This window comes from Spiroplasma endosymbiont of Dromius quadrimaculatus, from assembly GCF_964031155.1.
GTDB lineage: Bacteria > Bacillota_I > Bacilli_A > Mycoplasmatales > Nriv7 > Nriv7.
The window spans coordinates 1,092,734-1,112,191 of the sequence record NZ_OZ035010.1 but is presented as its reverse complement, the minus strand read 5'-3'; the positions used below and the strand labels follow the sequence as shown (position 1 = coordinate 1,112,191).

15 protein-coding genes and 5 tRNA genes are annotated in these 19,458 nt (G+C 27.8%); 17 read left to right on the top strand and 3 right to left on the bottom strand.

Annotated elements, in window-relative coordinates; all coding sequences use genetic code 4:
* Positions 1-17 precede the first annotated feature (17 nt).
* On the top strand, positions 18-506 hold the full coding sequence (locus AAHM88_RS06185) for a hypothetical protein (protein ID WP_342262609.1): 489 nt from the start codon (positions 18-20) through the stop codon (positions 504-506).
* A gap of 264 nt (positions 507-770) precedes the next feature.
* Here the strand turns inward: AAHM88_RS06185 and AAHM88_RS06180 are convergent, their stop codons facing one another.
* Positions 771-4,385, bottom strand: a complete 3,615-nt coding sequence (locus tag AAHM88_RS06180; protein ID WP_342262608.1) for an ankyrin repeat domain-containing protein — start codon at positions 4,383-4,385, stop codon at positions 771-773.
* Positions 4,363-5,685 (bottom strand): ribosome-inactivating family protein, encoded by a 1,323-nt coding sequence (locus AAHM88_RS06175; protein ID WP_342262607.1) that lies wholly within the window; start codon positions 5,683-5,685, stop codon positions 4,363-4,365. The genes AAHM88_RS06180 and AAHM88_RS06175 overlap by 23 nt, the downstream gene beginning before the upstream one ends.
* A 247-nt stretch (positions 5,686-5,932) precedes the next feature.
* Between AAHM88_RS06175 and AAHM88_RS06170 the strand changes: the two genes are divergently transcribed.
* The 3 genes from AAHM88_RS06170 (at position 5,933) to metK (ending at position 8,905) form a co-directional block, all read left to right on the top strand.
* Complete coding sequence (locus AAHM88_RS06170; RefSeq protein ID WP_342262606.1) at positions 5,933-6,913, top strand: Mbov_0401 family ICE element transposase-like protein; 981 nt, start codon at positions 5,933-5,935, stop codon at positions 6,911-6,913.
* Positions 6,876-7,313 carry a hypothetical protein gene (locus tag AAHM88_RS06165; RefSeq protein WP_342262605.1) on the top strand — a complete coding sequence of 146 codons (438 nt, stop codon included), beginning with the start codon at positions 6,876-6,878 and terminating at the stop codon, positions 7,311-7,313. The genes AAHM88_RS06170 and AAHM88_RS06165 overlap by 38 nt, the downstream gene beginning before the upstream one ends.
* Positions 7,314-7,741: 428 nt before the next feature.
* On the top strand, positions 7,742-8,905 hold the full coding sequence (gene metK, locus AAHM88_RS06160; RefSeq protein ID WP_346350382.1) for a methionine adenosyltransferase: 1,164 nt from the start codon (positions 7,742-7,744) through the stop codon (positions 8,903-8,905).
* 58 nt (positions 8,906-8,963) lie between these two features.
* On the opposite strand, the gene AAHM88_RS06155 is transcribed toward metK, so the two are convergent.
* Positions 8,964-9,674, bottom strand: coding sequence for a Pr6Pr family membrane protein (locus AAHM88_RS06155; protein ID WP_342262603.1), 711 nt, complete (start codon positions 9,672-9,674; stop codon positions 8,964-8,966).
* 145 nt (positions 9,675-9,819) lie between these two features.
* On the opposite strand from AAHM88_RS06155, the gene AAHM88_RS06150 reads away from it, so the two are divergent.
* From AAHM88_RS06150 to gpmI, 13 genes are all read left to right on the top strand, one after another.
* Positions 9,820-10,218 (top strand): hypothetical protein, encoded by a 399-nt coding sequence (locus AAHM88_RS06150; RefSeq protein WP_342262602.1) that lies wholly within the window; start codon positions 9,820-9,822, stop codon positions 10,216-10,218.
* A gap of 149 nt (positions 10,219-10,367) precedes the next feature.
* Positions 10,368-10,444, top strand: a tRNA-Ile gene (locus AAHM88_RS06145).
* Positions 10,445-10,461: 17 nt separating this feature from the next.
* A tRNA-Ser gene (locus AAHM88_RS06140) sits at positions 10,462-10,554 on the top strand.
* A 24-nt stretch (positions 10,555-10,578) separates the two neighbouring features.
* Positions 10,579-10,655, top strand: a tRNA-Met gene (locus AAHM88_RS06135).
* Between the two features lie 3 nt (positions 10,656-10,658).
* Positions 10,659-10,734 (top strand) — tRNA-Asp (locus AAHM88_RS06130).
* Between the two features lie 9 nt (positions 10,735-10,743).
* Positions 10,744-10,819: transfer RNA gene (locus AAHM88_RS06125), tRNA-Phe, on the top strand.
* A gap of 212 nt (positions 10,820-11,031) precedes the next feature.
* Positions 11,032-11,955, top strand: a complete 924-nt coding sequence (gene pfkB / locus AAHM88_RS06120; RefSeq protein ID WP_342262601.1) for a 1-phosphofructokinase — start codon at positions 11,032-11,034, stop codon at positions 11,953-11,955.
* Position 11,956: 1 nt separating this feature from the next.
* Positions 11,957-14,002, top strand: a complete 2,046-nt coding sequence (locus AAHM88_RS06115) for a fructose-specific PTS transporter subunit EIIC (RefSeq protein WP_342262600.1) — start codon at positions 11,957-11,959, stop codon at positions 14,000-14,002.
* A gap of 59 nt (positions 14,003-14,061) precedes the next feature.
* Entirely contained in the window at positions 14,062-15,636 is a 1,575-nt protein-coding gene (locus AAHM88_RS06110) for a PTS transporter subunit EIIC (RefSeq protein WP_342262599.1), read from the top strand.
* Positions 15,597-16,169 (top strand): hypothetical protein, encoded by a 573-nt coding sequence (locus tag AAHM88_RS06105; RefSeq protein WP_342262598.1) that lies wholly within the window; start codon positions 15,597-15,599, stop codon positions 16,167-16,169. Before AAHM88_RS06110 ends, AAHM88_RS06105 begins: the two co-directional genes overlap by 40 nt.
* Positions 16,170-16,290: 121 nt before the next feature.
* Entirely contained in the window at positions 16,291-17,028 is a 738-nt protein-coding gene (tpiA, locus tag AAHM88_RS06100) for a triose-phosphate isomerase (protein WP_342262597.1), read from the top strand.
* Positions 17,029-17,054: 26 nt separating this feature from the next.
* Entirely contained in the window at positions 17,055-17,873 is an 819-nt protein-coding gene (locus AAHM88_RS06095; protein ID WP_342262596.1) for a Cof-type HAD-IIB family hydrolase, read from the top strand.
* Positions 17,874-17,902: 29 nt separating this feature from the next.
* On the top strand, positions 17,903-19,438 hold the full coding sequence (gene gpmI, locus AAHM88_RS06090; RefSeq protein WP_342262595.1) for a 2,3-bisphosphoglycerate-independent phosphoglycerate mutase: 1,536 nt from the start codon (positions 17,903-17,905) through the stop codon (positions 19,436-19,438).
* Positions 19,439-19,458: the final 20 nt, after the last annotated feature.

Genomic DNA, 19,458 nt, shown 5'->3' with positions numbered 1-19,458 from the left:
ATGAAGGAGTTAAATTTATGAAAATTTTAAATATAATAGCTCTTTTGGGGCTGGCAACATTGCCAATAGTTGGGTGTTCTAAAAAAGAAAATAAACCAGTATTACAAATTAAGAATGAGTCATACGACTTAAACTTAAAAAAATCAAAATTAACACTTAAATCATCAAAAGATGACAACAGCAAGTGAAATCAAAAATGAGAAATAAAAGTTAATGTAGAAAATGAATTTATGCCCAAAAACTTGCCTCCGCGAATGAAACTTAATGATTGAGAATTTTATGTTGATAAAAATGACAAGATTACACTGCCAATATTAAAATCATTAGAATATGATTTAAATTGAGAAAAAAACAGTGAACCAAGATATTGAGAAAATAAAGATTTTTTATCATATCAAAATAAAAAATTAAAAAACATAAAAATGAAAGTACAAGAATGAGATAAAAATGAAAGATATGCCAAATGAAAAATATTAGAATTTAAAACTGAATTTAAAAATAATTAAAATAATTAAACTGTTAAAATTGCTACCCCAAAATGTAGCTTTATATGACGATACTGCTCTTAAACAATTTTTTCATTTTTTTTTCTATTTTGTCAAAATAAAAAAGCAGTATTTAAACTTAAATACTGCTTTAATAAAAATATTTTTAATCTTAATTTAAATTAGATAATTAACAAATATATTAAAATTAAAATTTGAAGTCAGGTTATTTCTGCATAACACATATAAGAAATATTTTAATTTTTTAATTAATAATGTTAAATTTTATTCTATTCCCAGTCAATCGCCTTCAGTGTTGGTTATAATGACAAAGCCATCATTTTCATTATCTAATATTTCAAAATAACCATTTATTTGTTCGAAATGAAGTACTATTACTTTTACAAAAGTGTTGAAATCTTCATTTGTGACACTTCCGCCTCAACCAGAATGGTCATTTATAACAAATTTATTTTTAATAATTTTTATAATGTTTGCTGGTGAATTTTTATTTTGTTTGATTTCATTTCATGTGTTTTTGTTAATTTTAATTTTTAATTTATCATGGGCTAGAAATTTATATCATTTTTCAATGTTATCATAAACATTATGATGAATTGAAGTTGGCAACGCAATATCAGATGTTGCATGATGATGAAAAGCAAAATACATTCATGTTCCTGCAATTGCTAATCCTCCAATTACTAAGGATAGCCCTAGAGTTTCCGGAGCCAGAGCGGCAGCAGTACCAGTTTCTCCCGCTATAACTCCGCCTTCAACCGCTGCTGTTTCGGTAACAGTAATTGTTTCTGCGGCGGCTAAACTTTCTGTTGTGCTTGTTGAAAAAAGCGGGGTCATTTCCATTGCTTCTGCATTTGTAACACTACTACTAGTAATGGCAGCAGTATCACTAACAGTCATTTTTGTTCCGTAAGCTGTTAATGCTCCTCCACTTAAAGCTGCTAATCCAGTATTTGTTAGTTTTTCTTTAAAAGCTTTTTTATCATTTTCAGATAATGTTTGATAATAACGATTAATTTCATTTAATTTTTTTAATTTTTCTTCTTTTGAAAGAGCGTTGTATTTATTTATTGCCTTGGTAGCTGTTATTTGTGCATTGATAATATTTTTGTTTATTGGTTTATTTACTACAGGTACATTTTGCTTGATTTTATTATTGTTTTTAATTAAGTTAATTTCTAAATTTTCATCATTTTTTAAACTTTTTTCTTCTGTTTTTTTATCTACAAAATGATATTCATCTTTTTGTAATGGGGTTGTTGTTGGTTCTGGTGCGTTGATAATATTACCTTGATTAGCATCATCATACTCATTATTTTTAGATAAAATAGTATGGTGTTGAGCGTGATCATCAACCGGTAATTTAATTGACTTTGTATCTGATTTTGGGGTTGTTGGTGGTAAATTATCTGGTCTTTTTGTTGTATCAACTACCGGGATATTTCCCTGATTGTCATTAATAGCAATAGGGTGGTTTTTTCGATTTTCTTCTGGTGTTAAAGCAAAATTATAATGATTGTGAATACCAGAGCCTTTTGTAAGTTCAACATAATATATCGCTATGTTATTATTATTTGAATTTTGATTAACTGGTTGATAAGGAATATCAGTACCTACACTAATATTAGCATTTAAAAGATTATTCATGGCCAATATTTCAATTTCGCCCCCTCACGCATTAATATTTCTCATTCTATCTAAGTAATTATTAACAACTTCATTTTCACTTATCTGAATTGCACTGAGAAAGCTTTCTGCTTGTTTGCCATTAGCATTGCTTTGGGTTGGATTATCTAAATTTCTTTCAATATAATCTACAACGCGATTACGAAAAACAACTCTTACTAATCTATGTGCGGTGGCATCTTGATATCAAGTTTGCAAGAAATTGTTGGTATTTGATAAATCAAATTGTTGTAATAAAGTTTGAACATATGATAAATAACTTAATTGTAATTCACCAAATAATTGAATGAATCGATTTCTAAATTCTTCATTATTATTTCTAACCGGAACTAAATAAGATGTTGCTACTGATCAAAATAAACAACTTCCATCCGCAGGAACATCATACAGATTATTTTGATTTGTTACTCTAGTTTTTTTGTTTTGTGTGCCACTATTTTGTTGTGGAATTCCAGCACCACTTACATTTGTAATACTACTTTTTTTGTTATCAGATTGTTTTGAAGCTACTGTACTTCCTTTAGGTCGTGCTCCCTGTTTTTTATATTCATCTTCTGTAATTGTTTTTTGTGTATTACTTGGTTTACTTGATTTTTTAGCAAGCGTAAATGTCACTTTGACTGTGCCAGTATAAACATTGGGGGCTGGTGAAATAATATCTGCCGAATTATCTGTTATATTTTGAACATATAATTGTCCAGACAAAATACCTAGCTTTTCATTTTTTTCAATAAAAGCATTTAAAATTGTTTGTGAACTATTATCTGGTATTTTTCCTAATTCAGTTTGTGTAATAAAAACTGACAATTTAATTTTTAATAATTGTTCTAATTCTTTTTGAGTTTCTTGTAAATCTTTTTTAATTTTTGTTTTTTGTCCATCATTTTGTGTTTTTTCTAGTTGTTTATTAAGTGATTTTATTTTATTTTTTATTTTAACAAAATTTTCTAAAAGATTTATTACTTCTGTGCGACCTTCATCTGTTGCTTTTTGTAAAGGAGTAATACCCTTTATATCTTGTGCATTTACATCAGCACCTTTAGCGAGTAATAATTTTATAATTTCAAGATGCCCCTTATGTGCAGCTAAATGTAAAGGAGATTGACCAAAATCATCTTTAATATTGACATCAGCACCTTTTTCTAGCAACAATTTCACAATGTCTAGATTACCAAGAAATATTATAGTAGTAGATAAAGGGGGTTCCCCCTTGTTATTTTTTGCGTTAACATTAGCACCATTATTAAGCAATAACGAAACGATGTCTAAATATCCTCTATCTATTGCAACATGTAAAGGAATATTAACATTTTTTGCTCTTGCATTAACATTAGCACCTTTTTCTAGCAACAATTTCACAATGTCTAGATAACCATAAAATGTTGCAGTATATAAAGGAGTTGAATCATATTTACCTTCTTCATTAACATTAGCACCGTTTGCGTTTGCTAGTAATCATTTTACTATGTCAATTTTATTGTTAGCTATCGCAACTTGTAAAAATGTTAGATCATTATTATTTACATTAATAAGTTCTGGTTCTTTTGTAATTATTAATTCAAGCAAGTCTAAATTACCTTGTACAATTACTGACCTTATTAAATTATAATTACGATCTGTATTTATAAATCTTATTACGCTAGGAATACTAGTATTATTATTGTATTGTAAAAATTCTCTTTCCTTTTGATTTGCTATGAATAAATTTTTAAGATATTGTAAAATTACATTTAATAAATTTATATATTCTTTATTTTGAGAATTTTCAATTATACTCTTAATTTTGGGTTTAACATTTGTTTCTCAATTCGATTGTTTATTAAAAATTTTATTTAGTTCTTCATTATTTTCACTTAAAAAATTTGAAACAATAATTCGTTCATTTAATTTTTTAAAAATTTCTTTTCTTTTTTGTTCTAAATTTTTACTAGCTGCTATTCAACCACCTATTAATTGTGGTTCATAATCTTTTCACTTAAGTGAATTAATTTTACCATCAAGTATTTCTTGAACATTTGTTGGAACATTTTTAAATTTAACTTGATTATTTGTTGTACTTGTTGAAGGCGGTGCAGTTTGTGGTTTTGGAGTACTACTTTTTGTTGGGTTGTCTTTATCTTTGTAATAATGATTAAAATATTTAAGATAAGATCCAAAACGCATGGCTTCACTAGTAACAAAAAGTAATTGCACTAAAATCATCTTTTATTGTTTGAATTTCTTCTTCTGTTCTTGTTGAACCATGAATATAATCTGATAAATTTGCAATTGCATCTTTTAAAGTTTTTTGCGAAATAATAATATTTTGATTCACGGCATTTAAACCTTGTGGTTGATATGCTCCTGTATAACCTAAATTATGTTTTTGTTCTTCTTTTATTGAACATTTTTCTGATACTTTTGCATTTATTGATTTAATTTCATCTTCATCTTTTTTTAAACCTCCACCTTGTAAATTTTTAATTTTATTATCTAAATATTTTTTATCATTATTATAATTTACAGAAGGAATAGATACCAATATTTCTTTGTTTAATTTTTCTATCTTTTGATTTATTTCAATAACTTTATCTTTGTTTTTTTCTTTTCTTGCTTCAATTAATTCTTTTTTTAATTTATCTAATTCTTTGGCTTTATTGATATCTTCTTTGATTATTTTGTCTATATCTTTAATGTTTTCTTCTATTTTTTTAATTTCTTCTGGGGTTTTTGCTTGTTTTAATTCTTCTTTTCATTTTTCTAATATTTTTAATTTATTAAGTTGTTCTTTAATTTTTCATTCTAAGTTTTCTTTTTTCGTATTATCTTTGTTTTTTTCTTTTATTAATTTATTAAGTTGCTCTAAAACATTTTTTATATTTTCTAGTTCTTCAATTTTTTCTTTATTTTTATCTTTTTCTCTTTTTACAAGTTCATCATCAAAATAAAAATAATGATTTTGACTATTGATAAATCCGAGGACATAAAAATTTCTTAAATTAATTATTAATCTTATTTTATTATTTTTATTTTTTAAAGTTAAAACTAAAATTCTTATTTTATTTGCATCAAATTTACTTAATTCTAAAATTGCATCTAATTTTTCTATAATTTTAATATTAGCGTCACGTTCTTTTATTTTTGTTTCTGTTTCAAAATAATCTGTCGTAACAATTCCTTCGTTATTTATCATTCTTAACGGATCAATTTGGTTATTTTTCATAAAGTCTTTTAAAATTTTTTGAATACTTTCGGTATAACCACTATATAAAGTAATTTCTTTTTTAATAATATCAGGTTGGCTATTTGTATTTTTTGAAGATCGGGATTGTTGATCATCTTGTATTTTTGAAGTAGTTGATATATCTTCGTTGTTTTGTCTTTTTTGGCGAGTTAATGTTTCTAGACTTTTTTTAATTTTATCTTTATTGTTATTAGGTTTATTGGCAATTAATGGTCCTGCAGCGTTACTAGTTATCAAAATTATCCCTAGTAACTCTAAAAGTTTTTTCATACTAATCGAATTCCTTTCGTGAATTTTTGCTAATTAATAAATTTTTATAGTAACCATCCCCCGCCCCTTCGTAAACTTATAAAATTTAATTAATACAAATTAATTATAAATCATCAAATAAGAATTTTTATCATTTTTTCAGAATATTGAATACTAATTCTAGAAAAACATTTATCTTTAAAAAAGAAAAATAAGTTAACTAAATTTAACTTTGTTAAAATTACTCTACCAAGAAAGGCGATTTTTTATGTTAGAAATTAATAGTGTAAAAACCTTAGAAAACAAGCATTGATTCAGTTTATTTACAACCCATAAAAATATGTACACTAATAAATGTGAACAATTAGCTAATGAATATGAAAAATTAGATGAATACTTATATTTATATCATTATCGGTTAAAACAAGGTTATAAAGTAGTTCATTTTTCTTTAAGAACAATTATTACAATTTTTGGTGATGTTACTTTTAAACGACGCCGATATAAATATTGAAATCAAAAATCAGGTAAATTTGAATATGTATGTTTGTTAGATAAAGAAATTGGTTTATTGCCTAAACAACGCATTTATTTTGATGTCCAATTTAAAGTTTTAAGTCTTTTAGGTGACGGTAAACGATATCGCGATGTTTTAGATGCTCTAAATCATTGTTATATTTCAAAAGCTAGTATTTCAAGCATTTTAAATAAATATGATATTGTCGAATATTTTCAACTAGCAGAAAAAGAAACTAAAACTAGAATTGATGTCAAAAATAAGGATTTATATATTCAACTAGATGAGACATTTTTAGCGACATTAGATAAGAAAGTTAAACAAGACCAAAGAATTCGTTTAGTTACTTTTCATACGGGACATAAAGAAAAAAATTACAAAAATGCTCGTAGAGAGTTAGAAAATAAACGAGGTCATTTTCTAATGTTAAAAGTTGGTAAACGAATAAATACAATGGATTATCGTGATTTATTAATTAAGGAATTACAAAAACATTATGTAAATATTAATTATGACAGAATAATTGTTTGTGGTGATGGTGATACTTGAATTAGAGAAATTGCTAATAGTTTTGGTAATGTTAGATATATTTTAGATGGTTATCATGCTATTAAAAAATTAAAACAAACGGCATTTAATATTATTTTTGAAAATCGTAAAGTAACACTAAATAGTTGAATTAAATTATATAAGGATGGAAAATCATCAAGAATTAATCAAAAACATTCGTAATGTTGCTAAAAATGAATTAAATAAAGATATTAAAATAAATTTAAGAAAGGCGAGTAATTATTTCAGTAATAATAAGCAAGGTATTCATAATCAAAATTTAGAATGAAATATTGGTTGTAGCATTGAAAGTGATGTGTCACATTTGGTAAAACAACAATTAGGATATGGGGCGAAAATATATAATCATAAGAATTTAAATAACTTATTACATTTAAGAATGGCAAATTTAAACAAATTAAATGTATTACATTACATTAATGAAAATATTAATTCAGAAATAGAAATCAGAAAAGAAATATATAAAAATTCATTATGAAATAAATATAATAATAAAAATGATGATAGTTGAATTAACTATAAAGGTAATGCTGTAACAAATAAATATAGTAGATTTAAGTAAGTAAAAATATTAGTTAAAATTTAATAAAATTAATAATTTTTCATTGTGTAAAAATTCAATAATATGATAAAATAGCAATGAATAAAAATGACAACAACAAGAAAGGCAGGCTTAGTTTAGTAATTAAATAATATAATTAGCTGATTGTTTTACTTCTTCAAAGCAATACCTAAGAAAACTAAACGCGACCTTTACTTTTAAGTGATTTGCATTTTTAAGTGATTAATGTTAATATTTTTAAGGATAATTTAAAATTTTCATTCACTTATTCTGAACTGGATATGCTAGTTTTAACCAGTAGCAACCCTTTTATTTTTAAAAGAAGGTGCTTCTAGCAGGGTAAATACCAACAATAAGGGAAGGATTATATCTAAAATATAAAACCTTCTTTTTAGTTAAAGAAGGTTTTATATTATTTAAATAAATTAATGGAGGAAAGTATGAGAAAAATATTATTTACTAGTGAATCTGTTAGTGAAGGACACCCAGATAAGATTTGTGATCAAATAGCTGATGCTATTTTGGATGCTTGTTTAAAACAAGACCCGCAAACAAGACTAGCTTGTGAAGTGTTTATTACTACTAATATGGTTATTATTGGTGGCGAAATTAAATCATCAGCAATTGTAAATTATGAAGCGATTGCTAGAAAAGTTATTTGTGATATTGGTTATATTGATGAAAAAATTGGTATTAATGGTAATACTTGTCATATTCAAGTATTAATTCATAGTCAGTCACAAGATATTATTCGTGGTGTGGAACATAATCATCAATTAGCAGCAGGTGATCAAGGAATTATTTTTGGTTATGCTACTAATGAAACTAAAACTTATATGCCGTTAGCCATTCAAATTGCCCATGATTTAGTACATTTGGCTTCTTCTTTAAGAAAAAATCAACAATTTAAAGATGCGCGCCCTGATATGAAATCACAAGTAACGATTGATTATACTGATTGGTTACAACCTAAAATTGATACGATTTTAATGTCAATTCAACATCATCCTGATTATAATGAAAGTGAATTTAAAACATTTATTCATCAAAAAATTATGCTAGTTATTGCTAAGAAATATAAGTTAAATTTTGATTTTAAATTTTTGATTAATCCAACAGGAAGATTTGTTATTGGCGGACCTTATGGTGATACGGGATTAACAGGAAGAAAAATTATTGTGGATACTTATGGTGGATATGCTCGTAGTGGTGGTGGTGCCTTTTCTGGTAAAGATGCTACTAAAGTTGATCGGACAGCTGCTTATATGGCAAGAAAAGTTGCTAAACATATTGTTGCTTTAAATTGGGCTGATAAATGTGAAATTCAATTGGCATATGCTATTGGTATGAAAGCGCCGATTGCTGTTTATGTTGAGACATTTAATACTGAAAAGATTGCTCTTAATATAATTAATGATGCTATTAGTGCTGTTTTTGATTTTTCGATGCAAGGAATGATTGATTGTTTGCAGTTAATGCAACCGATTTATCAAAAAACTACGGTTTATGGTCATTTTGGTAAAGATGATAATTTTAGTTGAGAAAAATTGGATTGTTTAGAACAATTAAAAGATTATATTAAAGATAAGTAAAAATGAGAATAACTAGTTATTCTCATTTTTAAAATTTAAATTATTTTCTAATATTTTTTTATTTTTTATTTTTTAAATTGTTAATAAATATGTATAGCAAGTTAAATACAATAAATAAAAATAAAATTAAAGTTGCAAAGATAACAAATACTAAAACCCCATTCATTCCAAAATTTTCATTATGAAGGTTTAAGAAAAAGTAAGGGTATGATAAGTTTTCTTTACCATCTGCTCAGCGCATTTCGCCACGAAGCATAACATAGATAATGTATGTTAATGGATAACTTAAGTATATTCAGATATTTTTTTTAAAATAGTTATTTAATTCAATTTTATTACTGGCAATATTTCAAATGCCATAAATAATCATTAATAAAGGGACAATAATGTGTTGGGCAACGCCATAAATTCAGGCATTTATTCCCATATCTTTAAAAGCGGTGGGCATTAGGACTGTAACTCAAACAAAAAAAGTTACGGAAATATAACTAGTTATGAAAAGTTTGCTTGTTTGTCCTGTTAAAATACTTTTATCTTCATTTTGATAATTAATTGTTGCTAATAGAAATCATATGGCAACAATGATATTTGATTGCGTAGTAAAAAAAGATAAATACTGAACTGTAAAATCGCCATATAGAAATGGTAAGTCAGATTTAGGTACTCATGATTTTAATACCATTGAATTAATATATGCAGCAATTAAAAATGCTATTGTAAATATGAAAGCAAATATTTTAAAGATTAGTTTTCCTCGTGTTGGTTTCATAAGACCCTCCGTAGATTTTTTTAATTAAAAATATTATATCAAAATTAGACAACGGATTGTTTTAAAATTTTGCTGTTATTGCATTATATTGTTTATTGAATATAATTATAGATAATAAAATTAAAAAAGAAGGGATGTTTTAAAAATGATTAATAATTCTAATTTAAAAGAAACTAAAAATTTAAATCAAACTAATATTCAACCTAATGGATTAATGAAAGCAGGACTAATTATAACGATTGTTAGTGTTAGTTCGGGATTTATTTTATTTTTTGCTCTAATTTCATTGACGTATACTTTAATTGGAGCTGGATTTATTGGTTTTAGTGAATTTATATTTGGTGGATTTTGAATTACTAATGTTATTTTAGCAATTTTGGCAGTGACGGCGATAGTAACTAATAGTTTAGTATTAGCTAAAAAGAGTAAAAATTATATTTTGGCAGGTATTTTTGGAATTTTTTCTGGTTTTATTGGTGGCATTTTAGTTCTTTGTGGTAAATTTGAATCTTTAGCGAGTTCAGAAACTAATATGAATTCTTAGAATATTAAATAGAAATAATAAAGTTTATTATTTATCTTGGTTTATTGCTTGCAAACTTGCATTATTTTTATTATAATTTATTTTGTTTAAGATTAGTGACAATTTTATTGATTTAAACAACCAATTAAATATAAGTTAGTTTTACTATTGGACCCTTAGCTCAGTTGGTTAGAGCATCCGGCTCATAACCGGATGGTCGTAGGTTCGAGCCCTACAGGGTCCACCATTATGGTATTATTTTATGGAGGTGTACCCAAGCCTGGTTGAAGGGGGCGGTCTTGAAAACCGCAAGGAGTATAAAAACTCGCAGGGGTTCGAATCCCTTCACCTCCGCCATTAGTAATTATTAACGAAACATATCGCGGGATAGAGCAGTCTGGTAGCTCGTCAGGCTCATAACCTGAAGGTCGGAGGTTCAAATCCTCCTCCCGCAACCAATTGGTCCCGTGGTGTAGTGGTTAACATGCCTCTCTGTCACAGAGGAGATCGAGGGTTCAATTCCCTTCGGGACCGCCAGTTAGTTAGGGTTCGGTAGCTCAGTCGGTAGAGCACTTGATTGAAGCTCAAGGTGTCGGCGGTTCGATTCCGCCCCGAACCACCATTAGACTGTGAATTAAGATTTTAAAAGGTATTAATAAACTTTTTTAAAATAGTTAAAATAGTTGAAGGAACCTAAAATAAATTTAATTTAAGTAGTTTTTGTAATTAATTACAAAAACTACTTTTTAATTATGATATTTCATTTTTACTAATAAAAAAGACTTTTTAGCATCTTTAAGATAAAATAATAATTAGAGAAAGGAGAATAAACTAATGATTTATACAATTACTTTTAATCCAGCAATTGACTATACAATAAAAGTAGAGAATTTTACTGTTGGCAATACTAATCGTTGTTATGAAGAATATTTGCAGTCTGGTGGTAAAGGTATTAACTGTGCTATTATTCTTACCCGATTGGGAATAAAAACTATTACAAGCGGATTTTTAGCTACTAATAATAATGAGTTAATTTTACAAAAGTTAAAAGAAGAAAATATTCTTGCTAACTTTATATTAATTAAAGGAATGGTTCGCATTAATGTCAAAATTAAAAGTGATCAAGAAACAGAAGTTAATGCTAGGGGTCCATTAGTTATTGCTAGTGATTGAGAAGCATTTATCAAACAAGCTAGTGATTATCATTCTGATGATTTTGTTGTTATTTCTGGTAATTTAGCAAATGGAATGGATCAAGCGCAACTTAAACAATTCTTAGAAATTCTCAATGAAAGACAAGTTAAGTTTTCGTTAGATATTAATAGTGATAGTTTAAAACATTGTTTATCGTATCAACCGTTATTAATTAAACCTAATTTAGCAGAGTTACAACAATTATGTAATAAGAAATTAATAACAGATTCGCAAATAATAACGGCGGCTAAATTATTACAACAACAAGGTGTTCATAATGTTTTGGTAAGTTTAGGTAAAAAAGGTTCAATTTATATTACCAGTGATAATGAAGTTTATCGTGTTAGTGCAGCAGAAGGTTTATTAATTAATTCAGTAGGGGCTGGTGATTCAATGTTGGCAGGTTTTATTGCTAGTTATTTTGTTAATAAAAAATCAATTGAAGATAGTTTAAAAATGGCGGCAGCTTGTGGAGCAGCAACAAGTTTTACAAAATGATTAGCTACTGCTCAAGATATTGAAAAATTAATTCCATTAATTAAAGTAGAAAGGTTGAAAAAGTAAGATGAAAATTGATAGTTTATTTAATGTACAAGTAATGGATTTAAATTTGAAGGCAAAAACTAAAAAGCAAGCTATTAGTAAACTTTGTCATTTGGCATATAAACAAAAAGTTGTTAGTAATGCTGAAAAGTTTGAAAACGATATTTGAATTCGTGAGGAACTAGGAACAACAGGAATTGGTGATGGAATTGCTATTCCTCATAATCATAGCAAATATGTTAAAAAAGCAACGATTATTTTTGCTAAAACTAGTAGTAAATTAGATTGAGAGTCATTGGATAATAAACCAGTCAAATTAATTTTTATGATTGCGATGCCTTTACTTGGTGATGATACTCACTTAAAAACCTTGGCAACTTTAGCATCGTATTTAATTGATCCTAAAATTGTTAAAGAATTATTAAAAGTTAAAAATCCTGAAGCTGTTGTAAAAATTTTTAGTAAGCAACAAGAATCTAAAGACGATGGGTCTTTAGTTGATGATAGTGGTAAAGTTTTAGCGATAACTGCTTGTCCGACTGGGATTGCTCATACTTATATGGCACAAGAAAAATTAGAATATTTTGCAAAGCAATTAAATGTTAGTATTAAAGTTGAAACACAAGGGCGTAGTGGTCAAGAAAATGTTTTAACTAAGGAAGATATTTCTAATGCTAAAGCTATTATTATTGCTGCTGATAAGAATATTGAAGGTGTTGAAAGATTTGCTGGTAAGAAAGTATTATATGCGGGAACTAAAGATGCAATTACCGCGGGTGATAAATTAATTCAAAAAGCATTAAGTGGTGAAGGTGAAATTGTTAAAGAACAATCAAAAAATGATGATTCTTTTTTAACAGATACTGCTCAAAGTTGAAAGTCTTTTCGTTCTGTTTATAAACATATTATGGCTGGGGTTTCACGAATGCTCCCTTTTATTGTAGCAGGGGGAATTATTCTGGGGATTGGATTTTTATTGGATTCTGGTGTTGATGGTAACAATAATTTTGGTACTGTTCGTCTGCAATCGGGCTGATTTTCAGCTTTAGGAAAGTTATCACTTTCAATGATTGTACCTGTATTAGGTGGTTTTATTGCTTATTCACTTGTAGGTTGGCAAGGTTTGTTGCCTGGTTTTATTGCCGGATTAATTGCTGATGCTCCGGGACTGTTATATACTGCTGATATTAATGAGGGATGAAGTAATCTTTGAGGAAGATTAATACCAGAAATTAAAATTGGTGATATAACATTGCAGTTTAATTCTGGATTTATTGGAGCCATAATTGGTGGTTATTTAGCGGGAGTAATTGTTTTTGCTTTAACACAATGAACAAGAAAAGTTCCCGCAACTTTTAGAGGTGTTAAAGATATTGTTTTTGTGCCTTTATTGAGTGTTTTATTTATTGGTTTAATAATGTTTGCGTTAAATATTCCTTTAGGGTTTTTAAATTTAGGTTTAAAAACGGGAATTAAAAAAATGTATGATTATAATTTACATATTCTTGTTGGTATTATTGTTGCGGCGATGATGGCTGTTGATATGGGGGGACCTATTAATAAAGCGGCTTATGTTTTAGGAACAAGTTTAATTGCTGATGGTGAGTCTGGACAAAAGGTAATGGCTAGTGTAATGGCAGGAGGAATGGTGCCACCATTAATTATTGCTTTAACAACATTAATTTTTAAATCACAATATACAATAGAAGAACGGAATGCGGGAATTTCTAACTGATTTATGGGATTATCTTTTATTACTGAGGGGGCTATTCCTTTTGCGGCAACTCGTCCCAAAAAAGTTATTCCTTCAATTGTAATTGGTTCTGCTATTACTGGGGCATTAGTGATGTTATTTAACATCTCATTGCCAGCACCGCATGGCGGAATATTTGTTTTTCCACTTTTAAGAAATCATTGAGTAACTGATTCTGGAATGCAAATTGGTTTAGGTATTATTTTGTATGTTACAGCTTTAGTTGTTGGTATGGTTGTTGGAGCATTATTGTTAGGATTGTTAAATTCTAAATATTTTATGGAAAAGATTTCTAATAAGAAGGTTAAAAAATAATTTTTAGATATAATAATGAGTAATATGTAAGCTATTAAAGTTAAAGGAAAGTGAATAAAATGAGTTCAGAAACTTTAATAAAGAAAGAAAGAAAATCTTGGCTTCATACTTTTATTAATCGTTGATTTATTCCGTTTGCTGAAAAAATGGGTAATCAAACTTATTTGTCAGTTATTGGTAATACTTTTACAATATTAATACCATTAATTATTACTGGTGCTTTTGCTTTGCTTCTTAATAATGCTGTTTTTGGTAATACTAATAGTTCATTAGCATATTGAATTGCTGTTTGAACAGATGCTTATTCTGTAGTTCCTAATAATCCTAACATTATTGAATTTGTTGGTATCGGCGAACAAATAATAACGAGTTTTAAGGTTGTTGGTGAAGTAATTTATAGTGCTACTTATTTAATTTTAGCGCCATATGTTTCATTTTTAATTGGTTATTTATTGGCAAAAAAGCGTAATCAAGAATTAGCAGTGATTATTGGTTTAGTAACATTAGGAGTTTTTCTTATTAGTGGGGGAATTACTGTTTATTGACAGACTCCTGTTAAGATTGGCACAAAGTTTTTGGGTGTTGATGGTTTATTTTCAGCAATTATTATTTCATTTTTAGGAGCAGAATTACTTTTATTTTTATCACGAAATAATCGGTTAGCAATTAAAATGCCAAAAGGAATGGCACCAATTGTTAGTCAGTCATTTGCTAAGTTATTGCCAATTCTTATTGTTATTGTTATTTTTGCTATTGTTTCACAATTGTTTATTACTGTTCCGATTCAACAAGCAGTATTGAAAGAATTTAATCGCCTTTTTGATTTAGAAAGTGATGCTGATACGGTGAAAGCTATTGTTAAAGATACTGAAGGAAATATTTTTTATGCTGTTTTTGTTTTTCAAGCTGATGATAATTCTTGATTTTCAACAGTTATTCCTTTAACAAGAGACCAAATGGCTGTTTTTGAAAAGGTTGAATATTTATCGTTTACTGGTCAAGGATATGAAATGTGAGGTAATTATGAAGCTAAATTTGATAATTATGCTTTGTTTACACCTGATATTAATGCTTTAAATTTAGTTGCTATTTTTTATAAATTTTTTGCATATCCTTTTATGAATTTTTCTGCTAATCCGAATATTGGTTTAGGTTTAGCGATTGTTTATGTATTTTTTGGACAGTTATTTTGATTTTTTGGTTTGTCAGGAACAAACATTATGAATGGTATTTTTGGACCAGTTTGAGGATATGCTATTGCGCAAAATGCGGCATCAATCAAAGCTGGTTTGGTACCGCAATTTATATTTAATGAATCATTTTTCAATAGTTTTATTTTTATTGGGGGATGGGGGATGTCGTTATCTTTACTGTTGGTGTCATTATTAATTGGTCGTGATAAAAGAGCAAGAACAGTATCTAAAATGGCATTAGTTCCAACAATATATAATATTAATCATCCGATAACATTTTCATATCCTTTAATATTAAATCCAATATTTTTTATTCCTGCGGTTATTGGTCCAGTATTATTAGTGATTTGAACTTGATTATGAATGATGTTAGGGTATATGTTCCTTATGCTTCACTGCAAATGTCTTTTCTTGCTCCTGTGGGCGTTGGTGCCATTTTAGCAACATCAAGTTGGAAAGCAATTATTTTAGTATTTTCTAATTTAATATTAGGGATGGTAATTTATGTTCCCTTTATATTAATTGCTAATAGTATAGCTAAGAAAAATGGTAATGCTGTTAATTTAGGATATTTAGGTGCGATTCATTATTTTTTTACTGGCAAAAACTTTCAAGATTTACGATATCAAGAAATTAGGAATAAGCATCGCAGTGAATATCAAATTTTAAAGAAAAATGATGCTTCAATTGAGGAAAAGCAAAGATTGCGAGAGAAACATATTCAAGAATGAATCATTTATCGTAAATTTCTTAAAAAGGAACGCATTGAAATTAAAAAACGACAACAACAAGAAAAATTACAGCAAAAAATTGAATTAAAGGCACAGCGAACTAAAGTTTCTGCTAATAAAAACAAAGATAAAAAAGAGAAAAAACTTATTAAGAAAAATAATCAAGATTTGAAAAAAGCAAAAAAGGCTTCTAAAAAGGCTAAACTAAAATCTCAAAAAAGAATTAAAAGAAAGAAAAAATAAAAAGCTTTATCTTTTATTGATAAAGTTTTTTATTGAAAATTGCGATTTTCTAGTGGCAGCATATCCAAAAATAGATATGTTATAATCAAAGAGGAAAACAATTAAGAAAGGAATTATTTAAATGCGTAAACCAATTATTATCGGTAATTGAAAAATGTATAAAAATATTAATGAAACAAAAGATTTTATTTTGCAAGTTGAACAGAAAATGATAAATCAGAATATTGATGTTGGAATTGCTGTTAGTTTTCCTTTATTGGAAACATCTATTCGTGAGGCTAGTAAATTAATTATTAGTGCTCAAAATTGTCATTTTGAAAATGATGGTGCATTTACGGGAGAGGTTTCCCCATTATTGTTAAAAACTATGAATGTTTCCTATGTTGTATTAGGGCATTCTGAAAGAAGAATTCTTTTTAATGAAAGTAATAAGATTATTAACAAAAAGGTTTTAAAGGCTTTAGAAAATAATTTAAAAATTATTCTTTGTTGTGGTGAAACGGAAGAAGAATATATTAATAAGCAAACAGAAGTAGTTGTTGCTCAACAATTAAAGATAGCATTAGAAAATGTTAGTGAGAAACAATTAGAACAAATTGTTATTGCTTATGAACCGGTTTGAGCTATTGGAACTGGAAAAACAGCAACAGTAGAAGTAGCACAACAAGTTTGTCAGTTTATTCGTAAAAATATAATGGAAATATATAATGTTGCTATAAGTAATAAGATTAGAATTCAATATGGTGGTTCTGTTAAACCAGATAATATTAAAGCACTTTTAGAACAATCAGATATTGATGGAGCATTGGTTGGTGGTGCATCATTGCAAGTGGATTCATTCTTGCAATTAATTTCTTAATTAATTTCTAAGGAGTGATAAATAGTATGAATATTAAAGTAATTGCAATTGATATTGATGGCACTTTATTAACTGATAAAGGAAAAATATTAGATGATACTAGGGAGACTATTATTCAAGCGCAAGAGAAAGGCATTAAAGTTGTTTTAGCAACGGGAAGGGCGCCTAGTGCAGCACTTTTATATGCTCAGCAATTAAAGTTAGATGAGTATGCGCAACATATTATTTGTTTTAATGGTTGTGTTATTTATGATTTAAAAACTAAAAAGAATATTTGAAATGCTCATTTAAATGAAGAAGATACAAAATATATTTATGAAATTATTAAAAAATATGATTTGAATTTTTGAGGTTATGGTTTAAAAAATTCTGCTTATACAAGAAAAAAATCTGTTGCGATTATGCGAGAAGCAAAAATAAATCCTAAATATAAGTTAAAGATTTTAAATGATTGCCAAGCATTGCCAGCTTGTTATACATTAACTATTAGTTTAGATGATTTAGAGGATAAGATTTGTGAAAATTTTAAAATTGAAATTGAAGCTAATAAACGAATTAGAATAACATCGTCATCGTTAGAAAAATATCAATATTTAGAGATTATGCCAGCAAATTTTGATAAATCTAAAGCTTTAAAGTTTCTTGTGAATAAATGACATCTTAAACTAAAAAATTGTATGGCAATTGGTGATTCTTTAAATGATTATGAAATGTTACAAAAAGCTGGTTTAGGAATAATGATGAAAAATGGTTATTCAGATTTAATAAAAGTAGCAACAGATATGTGTGATAGTAATAATAAAAATGGTGTTGGTAAAGCGATACTTAAATATATTTTAAAATAATATTGATGAAAATAAGAGAAGGAAAGAGAATGATGAGAACTAAAAATCCAATATTATTAGCAATTTTAGATGGTTTTGGCATTGCTGCTGAACAAGCTTCTAATGCCGTTACGAAAGCTAAGATGGAACATTTTAAATATTTACAAAGTACTTATCCGTCATTAGCAATTCATGCTTCAGGAAAATGAGTTGGCTTACCAGATGGACAAATGGGAAACTCGGAAGTGGGTCATTTGCATATTGGTGCGGGAAGAATTTTATATCAATCATTATCGCTAATTAATAATGCTATTGGTGATAAATCTTTTTATGAAAATCCAGCCCTGTTAGCTGCTATTTATCAAGCTAAAAGTAATAATGCGCGATTGCATATTATTGGTTTATTATCTGATGGTGGCGTTCATTCGCATATTAATCATTTATTAGCAATTTTGACAATGGCAAAAGAGCAACAGTTTAAAGATGTTTATGTGCATGCGATTTTAGATGGTCGTGATACTAAACAGGATGTTGCTAAAAAGTATTTAACAAAGTTAATGTCGGTGATGAATGAATTACAAGTTGGATATTTATCTAGTATTTCGGGAAGATATTACGCAATGGATCGTGACCAACGATGAGAGCGAATGAAGTTAGCGTATGATGTCATTGTGCAACGGAATGGCGCTAGTTTTAGTAATCCTTTAACATATATTGATGATGAATATGCTTGTTCTCGTAATGATGAATTTATTATTCCGGCATATAATGAACAAGTTGCTGATGGTCATATTAAAGATAATGATAGTGTAATTTTTAGTAATTTCCGTCCTGACCGTGCTATTCAATTAGCTGCGGCAATAACTAATCGTGAATATGTGTGAAATTCAGAAGTAGTTCGTAATAATTTATTTTTTGTAACAATGACAGAATATAGTGTTGATGTTAAAGCTAATCAAATTGCTTTTCAAAGTCAAAATGTAAATAATGGTCTTGGTGAATGAATTAGTAAGCAAGGATTAGAACAATTACGAATTGCTGAAACCGAAAAATATGCTCATGTTACTTATTTCTTTGATGGTGGCAGAGATATTATGTTTTCTGGTGAAGACCGCATATTAGTTTCTTCACCACGAGTTGCCACTTATGATTTAAAACCAGAAATGGCTGCCAACGAAGTTACTAAGGAATTAATTAGTAAAATTAAAATGCAAAAATATGATTTGATTGTTCTTAATTTTGCTAATCCTGATATGGTAGGGCATACTGGTAATTTATTAGCTACTATTAAAGCATTACAAGTAGTTGATAAATGTTTAAAAGAAATATATGAACCATTAAAATCGTTAGGGGGCATTATGGTATTAACAGCTGATCATGGTAATGCTGAAATTATGATTGATGAGACGGGCGATATTAATAAGAAACATACTTCACAGTTAGTACCATTAGTTATTACTAAATCAGATTTAAAATTGGTAACAAATACCGATATTAGTTTAGCAAATATTGCTCCAACAATTTGTGATTTATTAGGAATTAGCATTCCTGATGAAATGACAAGTAAATCAATTATTAAAAAATAACTTTATTTTAAAGGGAGGTA